Source organism: Mesorhizobium sp. M0563 (genome assembly GCF_040321065.1).
Classification (GTDB): domain Bacteria; phylum Pseudomonadota; class Alphaproteobacteria; order Rhizobiales; family Rhizobiaceae; genus Mesorhizobium.
The window spans coordinates 16,418-32,411 of the sequence record NZ_JAMYQV010000009.1; the positions used below are offsets into that span (position 1 = coordinate 16,418).

Sequence of the window (15,994 nt, forward strand, 5' to 3'; positions counted from 1 at the left end):
GTCGACGCCGAGAACTGGTCGCGCGCTAACTTCTTCGAGCAGCGCGCGACCGAATATTTGAAGGCCACAAAGTCGCGAAGGTTGGGGTGGGCCCGACGGGGTATGGGCGCCGTTCGAAGAGCGGGGAGACGCCCGACACAGCGGCAGATCTGCCGGTCGCCTAGAACCTATCGGCTGCTATCGATGGCCTAGGATTCGCTCGAGTGTCCTCTGCTATCCGATCCTACTCCACCGCACTCCCTCCTCACTCCCACTCGATCGTGCCTGGCGGTTTGCTCGTCACGTCGTAGACGACGCGGTTAATGCCGCGCACCTCGTTGATGATGCGGGTGGCGGCGGCGCCCAGGAATGCCATGTCGTAGTGGTAGAAATCCGCAGTCATGCCATCTACCGAGGTGACGGCGCGCAGCGCGCAGACGAATTCGTAGGTGCGGCCGTCACCCATCACGCCGACGGTCTGCACCGGCAGCAGCACGGCGAAGGCCTGCCAGATGGCGTCGTAGAGGCCGGCCTTGCGGATCTCATCCAGATAGATGGCATCGGCCTCACGCAGGATCTCCAGCTTTTCGCGGGTGATGCCGCCCGGGCAGCGGATGGCGAGACCGGGGCCGGGGAACGGATGCCGGCCGATGAAGCTGTCGGGCAGGCTGAGCTCCTTGCCGAGCGCCCTCACCTCGTCCTTGAACAATTCGCGCAGCGGCTCGACCAGCTGCATGTTCATGCGCGCGGGTAGGCCTCCGACATTGTGGTGCGACTTGATCGTCACCGACGGTCCGCCGGTGAAAGAGACGCTTTCGATGACGTCGGGATAGAGCGTGCCTTGCGCCAGGAAGTCGGCGCCGCCGAGCTTCTCGGCCTCCTCCTCGAACACTTCAATGAACAGCCGGCCGATGGTCTTGCGCTTCTTCTCCGGATCCGACTCGCCCTCGAGCGCGCCGATAAAACGGTCCGAAGCATCGACCAGGATCAGCGGCAGATTGTAGTGCTGGCGAAACATCTCCACCACGCCGGCCGCCTCGTCCTTGCGCATCAGCCCGTGGTCGACGAGGATGCAGGTCAGCTGATCGCCGACCGCCTCGTGGATCAGCAGGGCCGCGACCGAGGAATCGACGCCGCCCGAAAGCGCGCAGATCACCTTGCCCTTGCCGACCTGCTTGCGGATCGTCTCGACCGCGTGCTCACGGTAGGCCCGCATCGTCCAGTCGCCTTCGATGCCGGCGATGTTGTGGACGAAGTTTTGGAGCAGCCTGGCGCCGTCCGGCGTGTGCACCACTTCGGGGTGGAACATGAGGCCGTACATCTTGCGCTCGACATTGCCGAAGATGGCGAAGGGCGAGCCCTCCGATTTTCCGAGCACCTCGAATCCCTTCGGCAGGGAGATGACACGGTCGCCATGGCTCATCCACACCTGGTGGCGCTGGCCGGGCGCCCACAGGCCCTCGAACAACGGGCTGTCCTTGGCGATCTCGACGAAGGCGCGGCCGAACTCGCGATGGTCGGAGCTTTCGGCGACGCCGCCCATCTGCACGCACATCGCCATCTGGCCATAGCAGATGCCGAGCACCGGCACGCCGGCGTCGAAGACGATCTGTGGCGCGCGCGGACTGCCGATGTCGCTGGTCGAGGCCGGACCGCCGGACAGGATCACCGCCTTTGGATTGATGCGCTTGAACGCCGCCTCAGCCGACTGGAAGGGCACGATCTCGGAAAAGACGCCGGCCTCGCGAATGCGGCGGGCAATCAGCTGAGTGAACTGGCTGCCGAAATCGACAATCAGGACGGTGTCGGGATGATTGGCTGTTTTCATGGCGAGCGTTTAAAGAAAGAAACGAGTCGGCGCAATGGGTTGCGGGCCGTCTCTCTCACTCCGAATCCGCATCTTCATGCGACAGGTCAAAACTGCAGCGTGTCAGACGCGATCGCCTGTTCCAGCAGTTGCACCGCCCCGGCCAGCTTCTCGTCGATGACATGCAGGTATTCCGTCCAGTCGCCGACGTGCCTCAGATCGGCCGCCCCGTCGGAAATGCCGCGCAGGCCGATAAGCGGCACGTCGAACAGCTGACAGGCGCGCAGGCAGGCGAAGGTCTCCATGTCGACCATATCAGCGGCGACCGCGTCGTAGGCGGCGCCGGAGACGATTGCCGCGCCGGTGGACAGCGTCGCCGGCCTGATGCCCGGTATCCTGAACGGTAGCGGCACACCGACAGGCAGGTCGAGAAACGGCGTGGCGCCCTTCTCGAAACCCAAGGGCGAAGCGTCCATGTCGCGGTAGGCGACCGAAACGGCCTGGTAGATTTCCGTCTGCTCCAGCATCCGGCTGCCCGCCGAACCGAGCGACACGACCAGATCCGGCAGCGCCTTCCCGGCGTGCAGCCGGGACAGTTCGGCGCTGAGCCCGACGCCGGCCTCGACCGGCCCGACGCCGGTCATCAGCGGCGTGAACAGTCGCTGCAAGTGTGGGCCGTATTCGGCTTCGGCCGCCATGACGAAGAGAACGGACTTGCCGGAAATCAGGGTGAGCTCACCAGGTGTCTTGCCGGCCATGATCGTCTGTCCTCCCCTGCCCGTTCCTCAGCCCTCGATATCGTCGCGGCCGAGCACCGTCATCATCGTTCCGGTCATCGTGGCGATCAACTTGGCCTCGCCGTCGGTGGCGAACGCATAGGCCTGGCCATCGGCGACGATAATGGTGCGACCGGGCTTGGTCACCGAGCCGCGGAACAGGAAGCGCTCGCCCCGGCCGGGCGCCAGCAGATTGACCTTGAACTCGATGGTCAGCACGCCGGAATTTTCCGGCATCAGCGAGAATGCCGCATAGCCACAGGCCGAATCGAGAGCCGTCGAAATGACGCCGGCATGAAGAAAGCCGTGCTGCTGGGTCAGTGCCGACGAATAGGGCATTTCGATCTCGATGATACCGGGCGTCACCAGCGTCAGCTCGGCGCCAATCGTCATCATCGCGTTCTGGCGCGCGAAGGACGTCCTGACGCGGTCCTCATAATCGGGAGCAGGAACGATCTTTGCTGCCATGGCCGTCGCCCTTCGTTTCTCGACAGATCTTATTGCAGAGGCATTTATCGCAGAGGGGTGGGCGGCAGGCAATCGCAAATGCTGCACTGCAGCAATTGGCTAAACCTGCTGATAAGAAGCGAGATCTGAGACATCCGGCAACCGTTCAGCCAGCCCGCCGCAGCGCGCAGAAATAGAAGCCGTCGGTGCCGCTCAGCAACGGCGACAGCGAAATGCCGCCCGCGGCGCCAATACGCACTGCCGCTTCGTGGCCCGCAAAACGGCTGTCCCAAAGCTGGCGGTGATCGACCGGGACAAAGCCGGGATGGCGGTCCCGGAAGGCCGAAACCTGGTCGCCATTCTCCTCGTCGAACACCGAACAGGTGATGTAGACCAGCAGGCCGCCGGGTTTGACGAAGTCCTTGGCGGCATCGAGTATCGTCTCCTGCTCGCCCTTGCGGGCGTCGAGCTGCCTTTGCGTCAGCCGCCATTTGGCATCCGGCCGGCGCCGCCACGTGCCGCTGCCGGTGCAGGGCGCATCGATCAGGACGATATCCATGTGCTTGCCGAGCGGCGCAAGCTCGGCCGGCTTGGTGACGATCTGCACATTGCGGTTTTCCGAGCGGCGGATGCGGTCGAATATCGGCGCCAGCCTTGCCTTCTCGGCATCGTGGGCGAAGATCTGGCCGCGATTGTCCATTGCCGCGGACAGCGCCAGCGTCTTGCCGCCGGCGCCGGCACAAAAGTCGAGCACCTGCATGCCAGGCTCGGCGCCGGCCAGTTCGGCTGCAATCTGCGAACCTTCGTCCTGAACCTCGAACCAGCCTTTCTGGAAGGCCGGTTCGGCCTGCACGTTCGGGTGCCTGCCGTCGCCGTCGATCGGCGGGATGCGGATGCCGTGCGGCGCGATCCGCGCAGGCTTGGCGCCGGTCTCCGCCAATTCCGCCAGCACCTTGCCACGATCGGCCTTGAGCGTGTTGACCCTGAGGTCGAGCGACGGGCGAGTGCCAAGCGCGGCACCCTCTTCCACCCAGGCCGTGCCGAACGCCCGCTCGAACAGCGGCATGCACCAGTCGGGGATGTCTGCCCTGACAGCCGGCGGCGCGTCGGTGAGCCGGCGAGCGGCGAGGGTTTTCAATTCGTCGGCGCTCAGCAGCGGCGGCGCGAACTTGTCGCCCTCGAGCGCCTCGTTCAGCGACTGCGCCGTCTGGCCCCATTCGAGCAGCAGCGCGCCGAAGCCGATGGCGCGCGGCGTCTCCTCGCCGAGCAGCCAGCCGGCGGAGCGTTTGCGGCGCAGCGCGTCGTAGACGATGTTGCCGATCGCGGCGCGGTCGCCGCCACCGGCGAAGCGGTGCGACAGGCCCCAGTCCTTCAGCGCATCGGCCACCGGCCGGTGGCGCCGGCCAATGTCGTCAAGCACTTCGATGGCTGCCGCCAGCCGCCCGCCCAGTCTCATTGTCGTCTTCCATTACTCAGCAAAATAAAATCCGGCCCTGCTCTTAGAGCTTTTCGTGTCCTGATTGAAACAGTTCTGTTTCCCCGACGGCGAGACAATCCATGCAAGGCGGGTGACGAATGTGGGTTCGTGCATCGCGAGCCGCCGCCACCAAGCGGGCGTCGGCATGCGGAACCAAATAATTCGATCAATATATTACAAGCTTCTAATGTTCTTGTCTGGTGGGCGCAAGCACGCCGGCTGGTGCAACTGCTCTGCTTTGCAACTTTTGCGGTTGCGAATACTCTTTGCGCGGTGATTCGCGTCGCAGAAAAAGGCGGAGCCGCGGGTCGACACGAGGAGAGGGCAATGAAAGCTTATCTGGCGGAAGTTCTAGGCACGTTTCTATTGGTGTTCATCGGCACGGCTTCGGTGGTGACGGGCGGCTTCGGCGGCGCGCTGCCGCTTGGCCAGGAAGGTATCGGTCTGGCATTCGGCATCGGCCTGATTGCGGCGGCCTATGCGATCGGCCCGATTTCCGGCGCGCACCTCAATCCGGCGGTGACGCTCGGTGTGTTCCTCGCCGGGCGGATGCCGGCCAGGGACGTCATTCCCTACTGGATCGCGCAGGTCATCGGCGCCATCATCGCATCGCTGGCACTGTGGATCATCGTCTCCGGACAGGTCGGCGGCCACACCGGCGGCTTCGGCGCCAATGGCTGGGACGTGACGAAATGGGGCGTCAGCTCGGCCTTCCTGTGGGAGCTGATCGGAACCTTCACCTTCGTCACGGTGATCCTCGGCGTCACCAACGCCAAGCACACCACGGCCTTCGCCGGCCTCGTAATCGGCCTGACGCTGGCCGGCCTGCATTTCGCCATCATCCCGGTGACCGGCACATCGCTCAACCCGGCCCGTTCGATCGGACCGGCGCTGTTTTCGGGAACTGCGGCGATCGGCCAGCTGTGGCTGTTCATCGTCGCGCCGCTGATCGGCGGCGCCATTGCCGGCGTGGTTGCCAAGGCCGGTATCTTCGAGAAGGACTGACTTTTCGGAGGCCCAACGAAAAGGCGCGGGTCGAGGCCCGCGCCTTTTTTGTTGCGTCGAGAACTTCGTGTGCTGGATCAGGCCGCGAGGTCAAAACGGTCGGCGTTCATCACCTTGGTCCAGGCCGCGGCGAAATCCCTGACGAACTTCTGCCCGGCGTCGGCCGAGCCGTAAACCTCGGCAAGTGCACGCAACTGCGCGTGCGAGCCGAAGATCAGGTCGGCGCGGGTGCCGGTCCACTTGACCGCCTTGGTCTTGCGGTCGCGCGCTTGGTAGACTTCATCGGAGCCGGCGGCCGGATCCCAGACCGTATTCATGCTGAGCAGGTTGACGAAGAAATCATTGGTCAACGTGCCCGGCCTGTCGGTGAACACCCCGTGCTTCGACTGGCCGGTGTTGGCGCCGAGCACCCGCAGCCCGCCGACAAGCACCGTCATCTCCGGCGCCGTCAAGGTCAGCAGCTGCGCCCGGTCGACCAGCATCGCTTCGACCGACATCGGCGGCTTGCCCGTGACGTAGTTGCGGAAGCCATCGACTTTCGGCTCGAGCGCGGCGAAGGACTGGACGTCGGTCTGTTCCTGCGAGGCGTCCATGCGGCCTGGCGTGAACGGCACCTTGACGTCATGGCCGCCGTCCTTGGCCGCCTTCTCGACCGCGGCGACGCCGCCGAGAACGATGAGGTCGGCAAGCGAGACCTTCTTGTCGCCTGCCTGCGAGGCGTTGAACTCGCTCTGGATGCTTTCAAGCTTTTCGAGCACCTTGGCCAGCTGCGCCGGCTGGTTGACCTCCCAATCCTTCTGCGGCGCCAGCCGGACGCGTGCGCCGTTGGCGCCGCCGCGCTTGTCGGAGCCGCGGAAAGTCGAGGCTGAGGCCCAGGCGGTCGAGACCAGTTCGGAAACGGACAGGCCGGAGGCCAGGATCTTCGCCTTCAGCGAGGCGATATCCTGTTCGCCGACCAGTTCGTGGTCGACTGCCGGTATCGGATCCTGCCAGATCAGCTCTTCCTTCGGCACGAGCGGGCCGAGATAGCGGACGACGGGACCCATGTCGCGATGGGTCAGCTTGAACCAGGCGCGCGCGAAGGCATCGGCGAACTGATCCGGATTCTGGTGGAACCGCCGCGAGATCTTCTCGTAGGCCGGGTCGACGCGTAGCGCGAGGTCGGTGGTCAGCATCGCCGGGGCGCGGCGCTTCGAGGCATCGTGCGCATCCGGCACGGTGCCTGCACCGGCGCCGCCCTTCGGTGTCCACTGATGGGCGCCGGCCGGGCTCTTGGTCAGTTCCCATTCGTAGTTGAACAGATTGTCGAAGAAGTTGTTGCTCCATTTGGTCGGCGTCGTGGTCCACGTCACCTCGAGGCCCGAGGTGATGGCATCGCCGGCAATGCCGGTGGCATGCTTGCTCGACCACCCGAGGCCCTGCGCTTCGATGCCTGCGCCTTCCGGCTCCGCCCCGACCAGCGACGCATCGCCGGCGCCGTGGGTCTTGCCGAAGGTGTGACCGCCGGCGATGAGCGCCACGGTTTCCTCATCGTTCATGGCCATGCGGGCGAAGGTTTCGCGGATGTCGCGTGCCGAGGCCAATGGATCGGGCGTGCCGTTCGGTCCTTCCGGGTTGACGTAGATCAGCCCCATCTGCACGGCGCCGAGATGGCCCTGAAGTTCGCGGTCGCCGGAATAGCGCTCGTCGTCGAGCCACTTGGTTTCCGACCCCCAGTCGACGTCCTGCTCGGGCTCCCAGACATCGGCGCGGCCGCCGGCGAAGCCGAAGGTCTTGAAGCCCATCGATTCCAGCGCGACGTTGCCGGTGAGGATCAACAGGTCGGCCCAGGAGATTTTCCTGCCATATTTCTGCTTGATCGGCCACAGCAGCCGGCGCGCCTTGTCGAGATTGGCGTTGTCCGGCCAGCTGTTGAGCGGCGCGAAACGCTGCTGGCCGGCGCCGGCGCCGCCACGGCCATCGCCGATGCGATAGGTGCCGGCGCTGTGCCAGGCCATGCGGATGAAGAGCGGGCCGTAATGGCCAAAATCGGCCGGCCACCAATCCTGCGAATCGGTCATCACCTGGTGCAGATCCCTGATCACCGTATCGAGATCGAGGCTCTTGAATTCCTTGGCGTAGTCGAAGTCCTCGTCCATCGGGTCCGAGAGGCTGGACTGCTGGTGGAGGACGGCAAGGTCAAGCTGGTTCGGCCACCAGTCACGATTGCTCCTCCTGGCCGATCCATGTGGGACCGGGCATTTGCCGGCGCTGTTGTCGTCGGTTTTCGCGTCCATCTTTGCCTCCGATTTTGTTGATTTTCCGGGATTTTGTTGATTTTCCGGGCAGGGCCAGCAGCCGCGCCATTCTGGAATGGTTCCAGACTAGCCTGCCCAGCCGATAAAGACAAATTGCCTTTGCTGTTTATTCTGATAGGTTTTCCTTATGATTGGCTTGACCGTCCGGCAGATGCATTATTTCGAAGCGCTGGCGCAAACGCTGCATTTCGGCCGTGCGGCAAAACTCGCCGGCGTCAGCCAGCCGGCGCTTTCTTCGCAGATCGCCGAGATGGAGCTGCGGCTCAATTGCCGGTTGTTCGAGCGCGGCGGCAAGGCGGTGCGGATGACCGACGAGGCGCAGGCCCTGCTGCCGCGCATCGAGCGCATTCTTGCCGACGTCCGCGACGTCGAGGCGACGGCCCGGCGCGGCCGCCCGGCGATGGAAGGCCGCTTCCGGCTCGGCATCATCCCGACGGTGGCGCCCTATCTCTTGCCGCATGTGCTGCCGGAACTGAAACGGCATTTCCCGGCATTGCAGCTCGAATTGCGCGAGGCGGTGACCGCCTCTCTGGTCGAGGACACGGCTTCGGGAAAGCTCGACGCCTTCGTCGCGGCACTACCCCTCGATTACCCAGGCCTGGTCACCGAGGCGCTGTTCGCCGACCGGTTCTTCCTGGCCGTGCCGGCCGGCGATCCCGCCTTCGCCTCACCGCCGGTGCCGCCGGAAAGCCCGGCGCTGGAGCGGCTGATGCTGCTGGAGGAAGGCCACTGCCTGCGCGAACAGGCGCTCGCCGTCTGCGGCAGCGTGCGGCCGGTGGCAATGGCAAGCTACGGCGCGACCAGCCTGACGACGCTGCTGCAAATGGTGGCGCACGGGCTCGGCGTCACGCTCATCCCGGAAATGGCGGCAGGACCGGCCAGCACTATCCCCGATCTGAAGATCGTGCCGTTCCAGGAACCGATGCCGCAACGCACGATCTGCCTCGCCTGGCGGCGCAACAAGGTCCGCCACGACGAATGCGTCGAACTGGCCAAGATCATCCGCGGGCTGGATGCGGCGGTGCTGGCGGCTTGAGCGGCGGGGGGTGTCGGTCAATGGTCTGGTTTAGGCCGAAGCGGACCGCAAGCCCCTTCTAAAGGAACGACTTCAACCTTTTTAGTCTGGTGTTGACCCGAAGTCGACCTTCGCACCTGAATGGCTGCTTTGCGCCGCATCACAGCCGTTGGGTAGGGAAGATGGTCATCCCGAAAGCCGAAAGTCCCGTTTGTTCGAATGATGACAACTAAGGAAATAGGAAACAGCCTTGCGCGCAATTCCGTGCTTTGGCGGTGCCGAGGGTGCTTGACTAGCATTGATCTTTTTGGTGCGGCATCCGCGGCGTGCAGTAAGTGGAGAATACAATAGCGGTGAGGGCCGCGATCGGTGAGGTTCAGTGATGAATCATGCGCAGAGTACCAGGTCAAAATGTCTCCGCTGTGACTTCACCTTTATTAAACGACGGCCCTTGATTTTACTTCACGAGATACGCGGCAGGGGGTGCAACGCCATACCATCCCTCATTCCGTTATGCCTCGTTCTGCTGTTGGGATCTCCGGCAAATGGTCAGTTGGCGCCCGAAGCGTCAGCGGTTGCCACAGCTAACGACAGCTCGTCGGTCGTGGTTTCCGAACACACCAAGGTCGGCAAAGAACCGGGCAAGCCACAACCGAGCGCGCTGGGATCCCGTATATCTAGAGAGCTGGTGCTCAGCGAAGCGCAGGCACTCAAAACACGGGCACTCAAGGAGGGCGCGCAAACGCCGCTCGGCGAGCATGAGGAGGCTTTACGCCGCGAATTGGCCGCAGCACGAGCGGAGCTGGACGCTATGCAGCGCGGCGCACGTGAGCTAAGCGCCCAGGCACACGTACTGGCAGACACGGTGGCTCAGCAAGCACAAGCCCTAAATGAGCAGCAGCGAACAGACGAAGCGCTCGCGCTCGATCTGGAGGCCGCGCAGCGCGTTATCGAAAGCTACAGGGCCGAAGCCAGTCTCTGGAACAGCGAGAAGGCTGCCGCGCTTGGAGCGCACCCCTCTATGGACGCATCCCAGCTTGCTGCGAAGCGAACGCTTGATGACGAGCGGCACAAGGTTGAGCTCTTGGAACAAGAACTTACCACGGCTCGCCAAACTATCGATGCTCTTAAGAAAGGCGCAAATCTGGCAGCCGTCGAGCAGGCCAACGCCATAAGGGACCGACAGGTGGCCGAGGCCGCTCTAAAGCAGGCTCGAGAAACACTCGAACGGGGACACGAACGAGCAGATTCAGCTGTACGTGACCTCGATATTGTTCGCCAGGAACGCGATGCTTTAAAGCAGAACTCGGTAGAATTGAGTGCCGCTCTGGACCAGGAGCGTGAAAGGGCTATCGGTCTAGCCCGCAGCCTCAGTGCCGCGCGTCAGGCAATTGATATTGTCAAGGGTAAGCGTCGCACTGCGGCTGTGGAGCGCGCGCCGAAAGCACGTACCCCCGCGAGTGCACTTGCAAGCAGGTTATCGCATTCGGGCGCCCAACCAGCCCGTAAACCGGGCTTGCCGAAAAAACAGAAAGTGAAGGTCCAAAAGTCGCCACAAACTGCTCTGCTGGCAACCATACCTCTTCCCGCCGCATTGCTTCCAACACGGCCATCCAAAAGCGGCGAGCCGCGCCAGTGAAGACTAGGGAGCGAAAGCCGCAGGGGAGATGACAATGAACAAGTATGTCGCAGCCGCGTTGACGATCGGGATCACAATTGGGCCTGCCTCGGCTCTTGAAGCAGGTGTGGGCGGTAGGGCCGGCGGTGTCGGGGTCAGTGCTGGAGTGAGCGCCGGTTCGCAAGGCGTATCTGTGGGGGCGAGCACGAGCGTCGACGGCGTAGGCGGAGCAAATGTTGGAGCTTCGGTCGGTGCAGATGACGGATCAGTCGACGCAGGCGTTAGTGCCAGCGGCAACATTGGTGACACAAGCACAAGTGCCAGTGTGGGCGACGATCCGTCCGCCGAAAATGAAGCGGCTACCGCACCCGACAGTTCGACTGCAGTGACAGCCCCTTCCTCTGCCAAGACCGCCAGGCAATCCATCGTCCTGCCACCCGTCCTCAGGCCTTCCAAAGCCGGTGGGGGTGACTCCACCAAGGGGTATCCCTTTGGATCTCTGGGACCACTGACAGCGAAACCCGGTACGCCGGTTGCGGTGGTGCGAGCCTGCCGCGCGGCGATCATGGCCGCTGCGACGCCGCTTGGCGCCGTCCGTGTCCACGCGGTAAGCGCAGGCGCCTTGCGTCAACTTCGGGGTGCACTCACGGCGCCGATCGAGGTGCGAATAGACTACGCAAGAAAGGGTGGCATCGAAGTCCGACAGGCGCAAGTCAGTTGTCGCCTCGATGGGTCGGGCAGGGTCATTGCAATAATATAGTACCAAGCCTGATTGCCGGCGCTGCCGCACGCCGACAGCGGCACGATCCGCTTCGCCATCTACAAGGCGGCCTTCTTCGTCGGTGGCGCCGGAGGTGTTGGTCAAAGGTTCGGTTTGAGCCCCGAAGCGAACCCGCAAGCCCCTTCGAAAGGAACGACTTCAGTCGCTTTCCCAGGCTGCGAGCAACGGGCCTTTGCTTCCATAGACAGGGTCCTTGCGCGGCCGGCCAACCTTGGGGATCGTTACGACCGCCTTGGCATGGTAGGCGGCAGTCGTGCACAGGTCATAGGTGCCGGATTGAGGATAGGCGCCGACGACTAGAAAATCGTCGGATGCGGAAAGACGCTGGTGCCCGGTGCCGGCCGGAAGCACCGCGACGTCGCCGGCCTTCAGCGACAGCGTTCGTCCCATCTTGCCGCCAAAGCGAACCTTGGCCGTGCCGCGCGCGACGCCCAGCACCTCATGTATGCGCGAATGGTAGTGAACGTAGTTGTAGATGCCGTTGCGCCAGCTATCGCCCCAGCCATTGGCTTCAAAAAGCGCCTCCATGACAGCCGCCGGATCGAAGTCTTCGGGCAGCGTCACGGCGCCGCGATAGACGACCAGCGGCCAGAACGGATGGTTGGGCACCAGCCCGTCATCCCTGAACCGAAATGCATTCGCTTTGCGCGGCCTCAGGAGGTCGGCGACCTCTCGCCTGTCTGGCCTGGCGATGCCGGTGACCTGCTCGACGGCCTTCTTCGTGGTTTGCAGAATGCTCATGGGGTGGCCCTTGGGTGGTTTGGAGCTCCATGCCGGTTAATCGGCTGCGTGGCGGTTGGTTCCGCTAGGGTTAGAGTTCCGCGATCTGCACCATGGCGGCTCCGCAACAAGGTCCGGCAAATCCTGAATGGCTGCTTTGCGCCGCATTTTTGCCGTTCAGACCACCATTGCAGCTTCCCGAAAGCTGACGGTCTGCTAAGCCGGCACTAAGGCCTCGAATGGGGTGGTAGCGGTTACTCCGCCGGTCAGCCCGCTGCCCAACGATAATAGTCGCGTTGATGTCAATGCGAGCATCCCAAATATCATGCAAGTACTCCTAGGCTATCCGCCCGGGTGGTCGTTGCCACCGTGCGCGGCGATGAACATGGCGACGGCCGACCGGCAATAGGATTCGATTTCGTTGTCGTCCTCTGCTCTCGCCTCATCGAAGCGTGCGATAATCAGGAGATCGGATCCTTTGATAAGCGCGGCAAACAAGCGGGCGGACCGGAGAGGGTCGGTCACGTTCAGAACCGCCTTCGCGTGCAACTGACGCAACAGGGCCTCGATTTGGGCGATGACATGGGCGGGGCCGGCTTCGTAATGGAGCTTGCTTAACGACTTTTGATTCGTCTTGTCGGCCATGATCATGGCTTCGACACTGCGGACGTCCGGGTTCAACAGCGTGCGAAGCAGGGATGATCCCACCGCCATGAGCTGATCTTCGGCCGAACCGTCGACGCCTTCAAAAAGGGCCTGTGGTGCAAACTGATGGCAGCGGGCCGCGATGGCCGCGCTGAACAGCGCCTCCTTGTTCTCGAAGTGCCGATAGATGCTGAGCTTGGATATCTTCGCTCGCTGGGCGACCTTGTCCAATGTCGTCGCATGAAAACCCAATTCCTCAAAGAGTTCGCACGCGGCGTCGACTATCGTTTGGCCAAGCGCCTCATTGGCGGGCCGGCCGCGCCGGCCCTGGCTGTTTTCGGTCACGACAATTCCAGTCCTTGACAGTATCATAATTCTTGAATTACGATACCACGCAGTGTCAAAAATGTGCAAGCCAGGCCCAAACCAACCCCTCATCCACATACGGAGCCCATCACCATGGATGACGTCATCATCATCGGCGGCAGCTTTGCCGGTCTCGCCGCCGCCCTGCAGCTCGGCCGTGCCCGCCGCAAGGTCACCGTTCTCGATACCGGCCTGCCGCGCAACCGCTTCGCCGGCCACTCGCATGGTCTGCTCGGCCACGATCACAAGCCACCGCTGGACATCCTGGCCGAAGCGCGGCAGCAGCTGGCGCGCTATCCCACGATCAGGCTGGTCAATGCCCGGGCCGACAGGGTCTCCGGCGCCATCGACGATTTCTCTGTCCTCACTGGCGCTGGCGAAAGCCTTGGGGCGCTGCGACTGATCCTGAGCTATGGCGTTGCCGACCAGATGCCTGATGTTCCGGGCTTTGCCGAAGGCTGGGGCACGTCCATCGTACCCTGCCCCTATTGCGATGGCTTTGAAGTCGCCGGCCAGCATTGGGGCCTCGTCTGGTCCGGCCCGCCGTCGCACAATTATGTCAGGCTGTACCACGACTGGACCGACACGTTGACGGTCTTCGCCGATGGTCACGACATTGCACCCGATATCCGGGCCGATCTGGCGCGCCGCAACATACCTGTCGTTGATGGCCGGATCACCGAAATCGCCCGCCACAGGGGCCACAATGCCACCGTCAAGCTCGATACCGCCCCCGATGTCGCAGTCGATATCTTGTTCGCGCATCCGCGCAACAAGCCGTCCGCAAGCCTGCATGAATCACTGGGACTCGCCACGGTCAATACGCCCCTCGGCATCGCCCTGAAGGCCGACGAGCGCCGCGAAACCAGCATACCCGGCATGTACGCCGCCGGCGATCTTGCAAACCCAGCCATGGCTTCGGTCACCACAGCAATATCGCAGGGCGCGACGGCGGGTATCTCAGCCCAGCAGTCGATGCTTGTTTGAGAGCACAGATTGGAGATGAGCATGGCCGTCGAACCGGACAGCGCGGGTGTGCGCTTCCCTCCGCCCTTCGTCTATCTAGGAGCGCTGCTGTTGGGGCTGGCGGCGGAGCGGTTCGTCACCCTGCGCTCTTTCGGCATCGACTGGCGGTTGCTGGTCGCGACGGGCGCGCTGCTGTTCGTTGCCGGCGCGGCGATGATGCTTGCGGCGGCGGGGCTGTTCCGGCGGCTGGGCACCAACGTTCCGCCGTCGCAGCCAACGACCCTCATCGCAACGACCGGTCCTTATCGGTGGACCCGCAATCCCATGTATCTCGGCATGGCGCTTATCTATTCCGGCCTTGCGATCGGCTTCGACGGGCCGATCGCCTTCGCCTTGCTCCCGTTGGTGCTGATCGCGATCCAGACGCAGGTGATCGCCCGCGAGGAGCGCTATCTCGAAGCGAAGTTCGGCGACGACTACCGCCGCTACAAGGCCGAGGTTCGCCGCTGGCTCTGACTATTCCGCCGCTGCCGCCTGCGGGGCCTTCTGATAAACCAGCACCGGCTTCCTTGCCGCGAGCTATCATATTCTGAAGGTTGCGGGCCGGTGTCACGGAAACCGACTGCCGGCTGACGCAGTACACCCGGCGCCTGAGGAGACGCACATGTCCAAAACCAGAGACACCGAGGCCAGCATCAGGATCGCTCGTCCGACCGCTCTTGGAGAAGCCTGACACACATGGAGTTCGAACACGTCACCTTCGACCTGCCACACTGCACCTTTCACGCGCTGCAGGGTGGTGATCCCGATGGTCAACCGACGCTCGTCTTGCACGGCTTGCCGCCACAAATGAGCCGTCGACGCACCGCACACCGATGTCTGCTTTCGAGAAGCGGTGACCAAGAGCGGACAGACCGCCACCGGCCCATATTGAGACGTTCAAGCAGTTTTCCTAACCTATCCGCCTCCGACCGCCCACCTCCCCCCACCCTCACGGCACAAATATCAAAAACACATACGTGCAAAACACCACCAGATGCACCAGCCCGGTCAGGAACGTCGTCCTCTCGGTGCTAAAGCTCACATTGCAGATGAAGAGCGCCAGGACCAAAAGCACCACGTCGGTCGCCGGCAGGCCCAGGGTCAGGCCTCTTCCGGTCAGCAGGCTGGCGGCGGCGATGCCCGGTATTGTCAGGCCGATTGTGGCGCAGGCCGAACCCATGGCGACGTTCAGGCCGCGCTGCAGCTCGTTGTTGAGGGCGGCGCGAACCGCCGAGATCGCCTCCGGCATCAAGACCAGCCCGGCGATCATCGCGCCGACAATGGCGTCGGCCTGGGGCACCTGATAGGCGACGAGCGCATCCTCGACGCTGGCGGCGACCTGCTCGGCCAGCATGACGATGCCGATCAGCCCGATCAGCAGGAGCAGAGCACTAGCGGCAATGCTTTCGTGGGCGTCGGCTGGCACTGCGGCGCCATGCGCTTGTCCGTCGATGAAATCATCCCGGTGGCGGACAGTCTGCGCGAACAGAAAACCCGCATAGAGCAGCACTGAAAGCACGCTGACGAAGCCGAGTTGGGCGGCCGAGAAGGTGCCGGGATCGGTGGTTCGCGTGTAGGTCGGCAGAATGAGCGTCGTGACGCTCAGTGCGACCAGCACCGCCAGATAGGCGCTGGTCCCTTGGCGGACGATTGCCTGCTTGCGATGACGCCAGCCGCCAAATGTCAGACACATGCCGACAACGCCGGTCGACGTGATCATCACCGTCGAGAAGACGGATTCGCGTGCAAGCGTCGGGTTGTTGGCTCCGTGCAGCATGATGGAAACGATGATCGACACTTCGATTGCCGTCACGGCGATGGTCAGCACCAACGTGCCGTACGGCTCGCCTACCCGCCGGGCCACCGCCTCGGCGTGGTCGAGCACGACGAAAATGGTGGTGAACATGATCGCGCTCGAAAGCGCGCCGATAAATATCCTGGTGCCAAGCGACCCTTCGTCCACCGACACCCCGCTGGCCCTGACCGCGACAGCCATCGCCAGGGCGGCCAACGGCATGCCGTAGGAAACCGCCGATCTTGCGAAACCACTCAT

General features: G+C 63.4%; 14 protein-coding genes. 6 read left to right on the plus strand and 8 right to left on the minus strand.

The features are described from left to right. Positions 1-244: 244 nt before the first annotated feature. The 4 genes from guaA to NKI50_RS13805 form a co-directional block, all read right to left on the minus strand. The gene (gene guaA / locus NKI50_RS13790) at positions 245-1,807 is read right to left on the minus strand and encodes a glutamine-hydrolyzing GMP synthase (protein WP_023716495.1); all 1,563 of its coding nucleotides are present in this window, start codon (positions 1,805-1,807) and stop codon (positions 245-247) included. An 86-nt stretch (positions 1,808-1,893) separates the two neighbouring features. Next, on the minus strand, positions 1,894-2,544 hold the full coding sequence (locus NKI50_RS13795; protein ID WP_023716494.1) for a 5'-methylthioadenosine/S-adenosylhomocysteine nucleosidase: 651 nt from the start codon (positions 2,542-2,544) through the stop codon (positions 1,894-1,896). A 27-nt stretch (positions 2,545-2,571) separates the two neighbouring features. Next, positions 2,572-3,030, minus strand: coding sequence for a PaaI family thioesterase (locus NKI50_RS13800; RefSeq protein ID WP_023716493.1), 459 nt, complete (start codon positions 3,028-3,030; stop codon positions 2,572-2,574). A 145-nt stretch (positions 3,031-3,175) separates the two neighbouring features. Beyond that, positions 3,176-4,465, minus strand: a complete 1,290-nt coding sequence (locus NKI50_RS13805) for an RsmB/NOP family class I SAM-dependent RNA methyltransferase (RefSeq protein ID WP_352716863.1) — start codon at positions 4,463-4,465, stop codon at positions 3,176-3,178. A 348-nt stretch (positions 4,466-4,813) separates the two neighbouring features. Between NKI50_RS13805 and NKI50_RS13810 the strand changes: the two genes are divergently transcribed. Continuing rightward, the gene (locus NKI50_RS13810; protein ID WP_023716491.1) at positions 4,814-5,491 is read left to right on the plus strand and encodes an MIP/aquaporin family protein; all 678 of its coding nucleotides are present in this window, start codon (positions 4,814-4,816) and stop codon (positions 5,489-5,491) included. A 77-nt stretch (positions 5,492-5,568) separates the two neighbouring features. Here the strand turns inward: NKI50_RS13810 and katG are convergent, their stop codons facing one another. Continuing rightward, complete coding sequence (gene katG, locus NKI50_RS13815; protein ID WP_352716866.1) at positions 5,569-7,767, minus strand: catalase/peroxidase HPI; 2,199 nt, start codon at positions 7,765-7,767, stop codon at positions 5,569-5,571. A gap of 148 nt (positions 7,768-7,915) precedes the next feature. Here katG and NKI50_RS13820 point away from each other — a divergent pair, with 148 nt between their 5' ends. The 3 genes from NKI50_RS13820 (at position 7,916) to NKI50_RS13830 (ending at position 11,181) form a co-directional block, all read left to right on the plus strand. Continuing rightward, positions 7,916-8,824 (plus strand): hydrogen peroxide-inducible genes activator, encoded by a 909-nt coding sequence (locus tag NKI50_RS13820; protein WP_352716868.1) that lies wholly within the window; start codon positions 7,916-7,918, stop codon positions 8,822-8,824. Positions 8,825-9,185: 361 nt separating this feature from the next. Further along, positions 9,186-10,442 (plus strand): coiled-coil domain-containing protein, encoded by a 1,257-nt coding sequence (locus NKI50_RS13825; RefSeq protein WP_352716870.1) that lies wholly within the window; start codon positions 9,186-9,188, stop codon positions 10,440-10,442. Positions 10,443-10,476: 34 nt separating this feature from the next. Next, positions 10,477-11,181 carry a hypothetical protein gene (locus NKI50_RS13830; RefSeq protein ID WP_352493856.1) on the plus strand — a complete coding sequence of 235 codons (705 nt, stop codon included), beginning with the start codon at positions 10,477-10,479 and terminating at the stop codon, positions 11,179-11,181. A 159-nt stretch (positions 11,182-11,340) separates the two neighbouring features. On the opposite strand, the gene NKI50_RS13835 is transcribed toward NKI50_RS13830, so the two are convergent. Together NKI50_RS13835 and NKI50_RS13840 are read right to left on the minus strand one after the other, a co-directional pair. Then, entirely contained in the window at positions 11,341-11,943 is a 603-nt protein-coding gene (locus NKI50_RS13835; protein WP_352482348.1) for a cupin domain-containing protein, read from the minus strand. Between the two features lie 321 nt (positions 11,944-12,264). Continuing rightward, on the minus strand, positions 12,265-12,912 hold the full coding sequence (locus NKI50_RS13840) for a TetR/AcrR family transcriptional regulator (protein WP_023716486.1): 648 nt from the start codon (positions 12,910-12,912) through the stop codon (positions 12,265-12,267). A 114-nt stretch (positions 12,913-13,026) separates the two neighbouring features. Here NKI50_RS13840 and NKI50_RS13845 point away from each other — a divergent pair, with 114 nt between their 5' ends. Further along, on the plus strand, positions 13,027-13,920 hold the full coding sequence (locus NKI50_RS13845; protein ID WP_023716485.1) for an NAD(P)/FAD-dependent oxidoreductase: 894 nt from the start codon (positions 13,027-13,029) through the stop codon (positions 13,918-13,920). Between the two features lie 21 nt (positions 13,921-13,941). After that, entirely contained in the window at positions 13,942-14,415 is a 474-nt protein-coding gene (locus tag NKI50_RS13850; protein ID WP_023716484.1) for a methyltransferase family protein, read from the plus strand. 475 nt (positions 14,416-14,890) lie between these two features. Here NKI50_RS13850 and NKI50_RS13855 read toward each other — a convergent pair whose 3' ends face one another. Then, entirely contained in the window at positions 14,891-15,994 is a 1,104-nt protein-coding gene (locus NKI50_RS13855) for a calcium:cation antiporter (protein ID WP_023716483.1), read from the minus strand.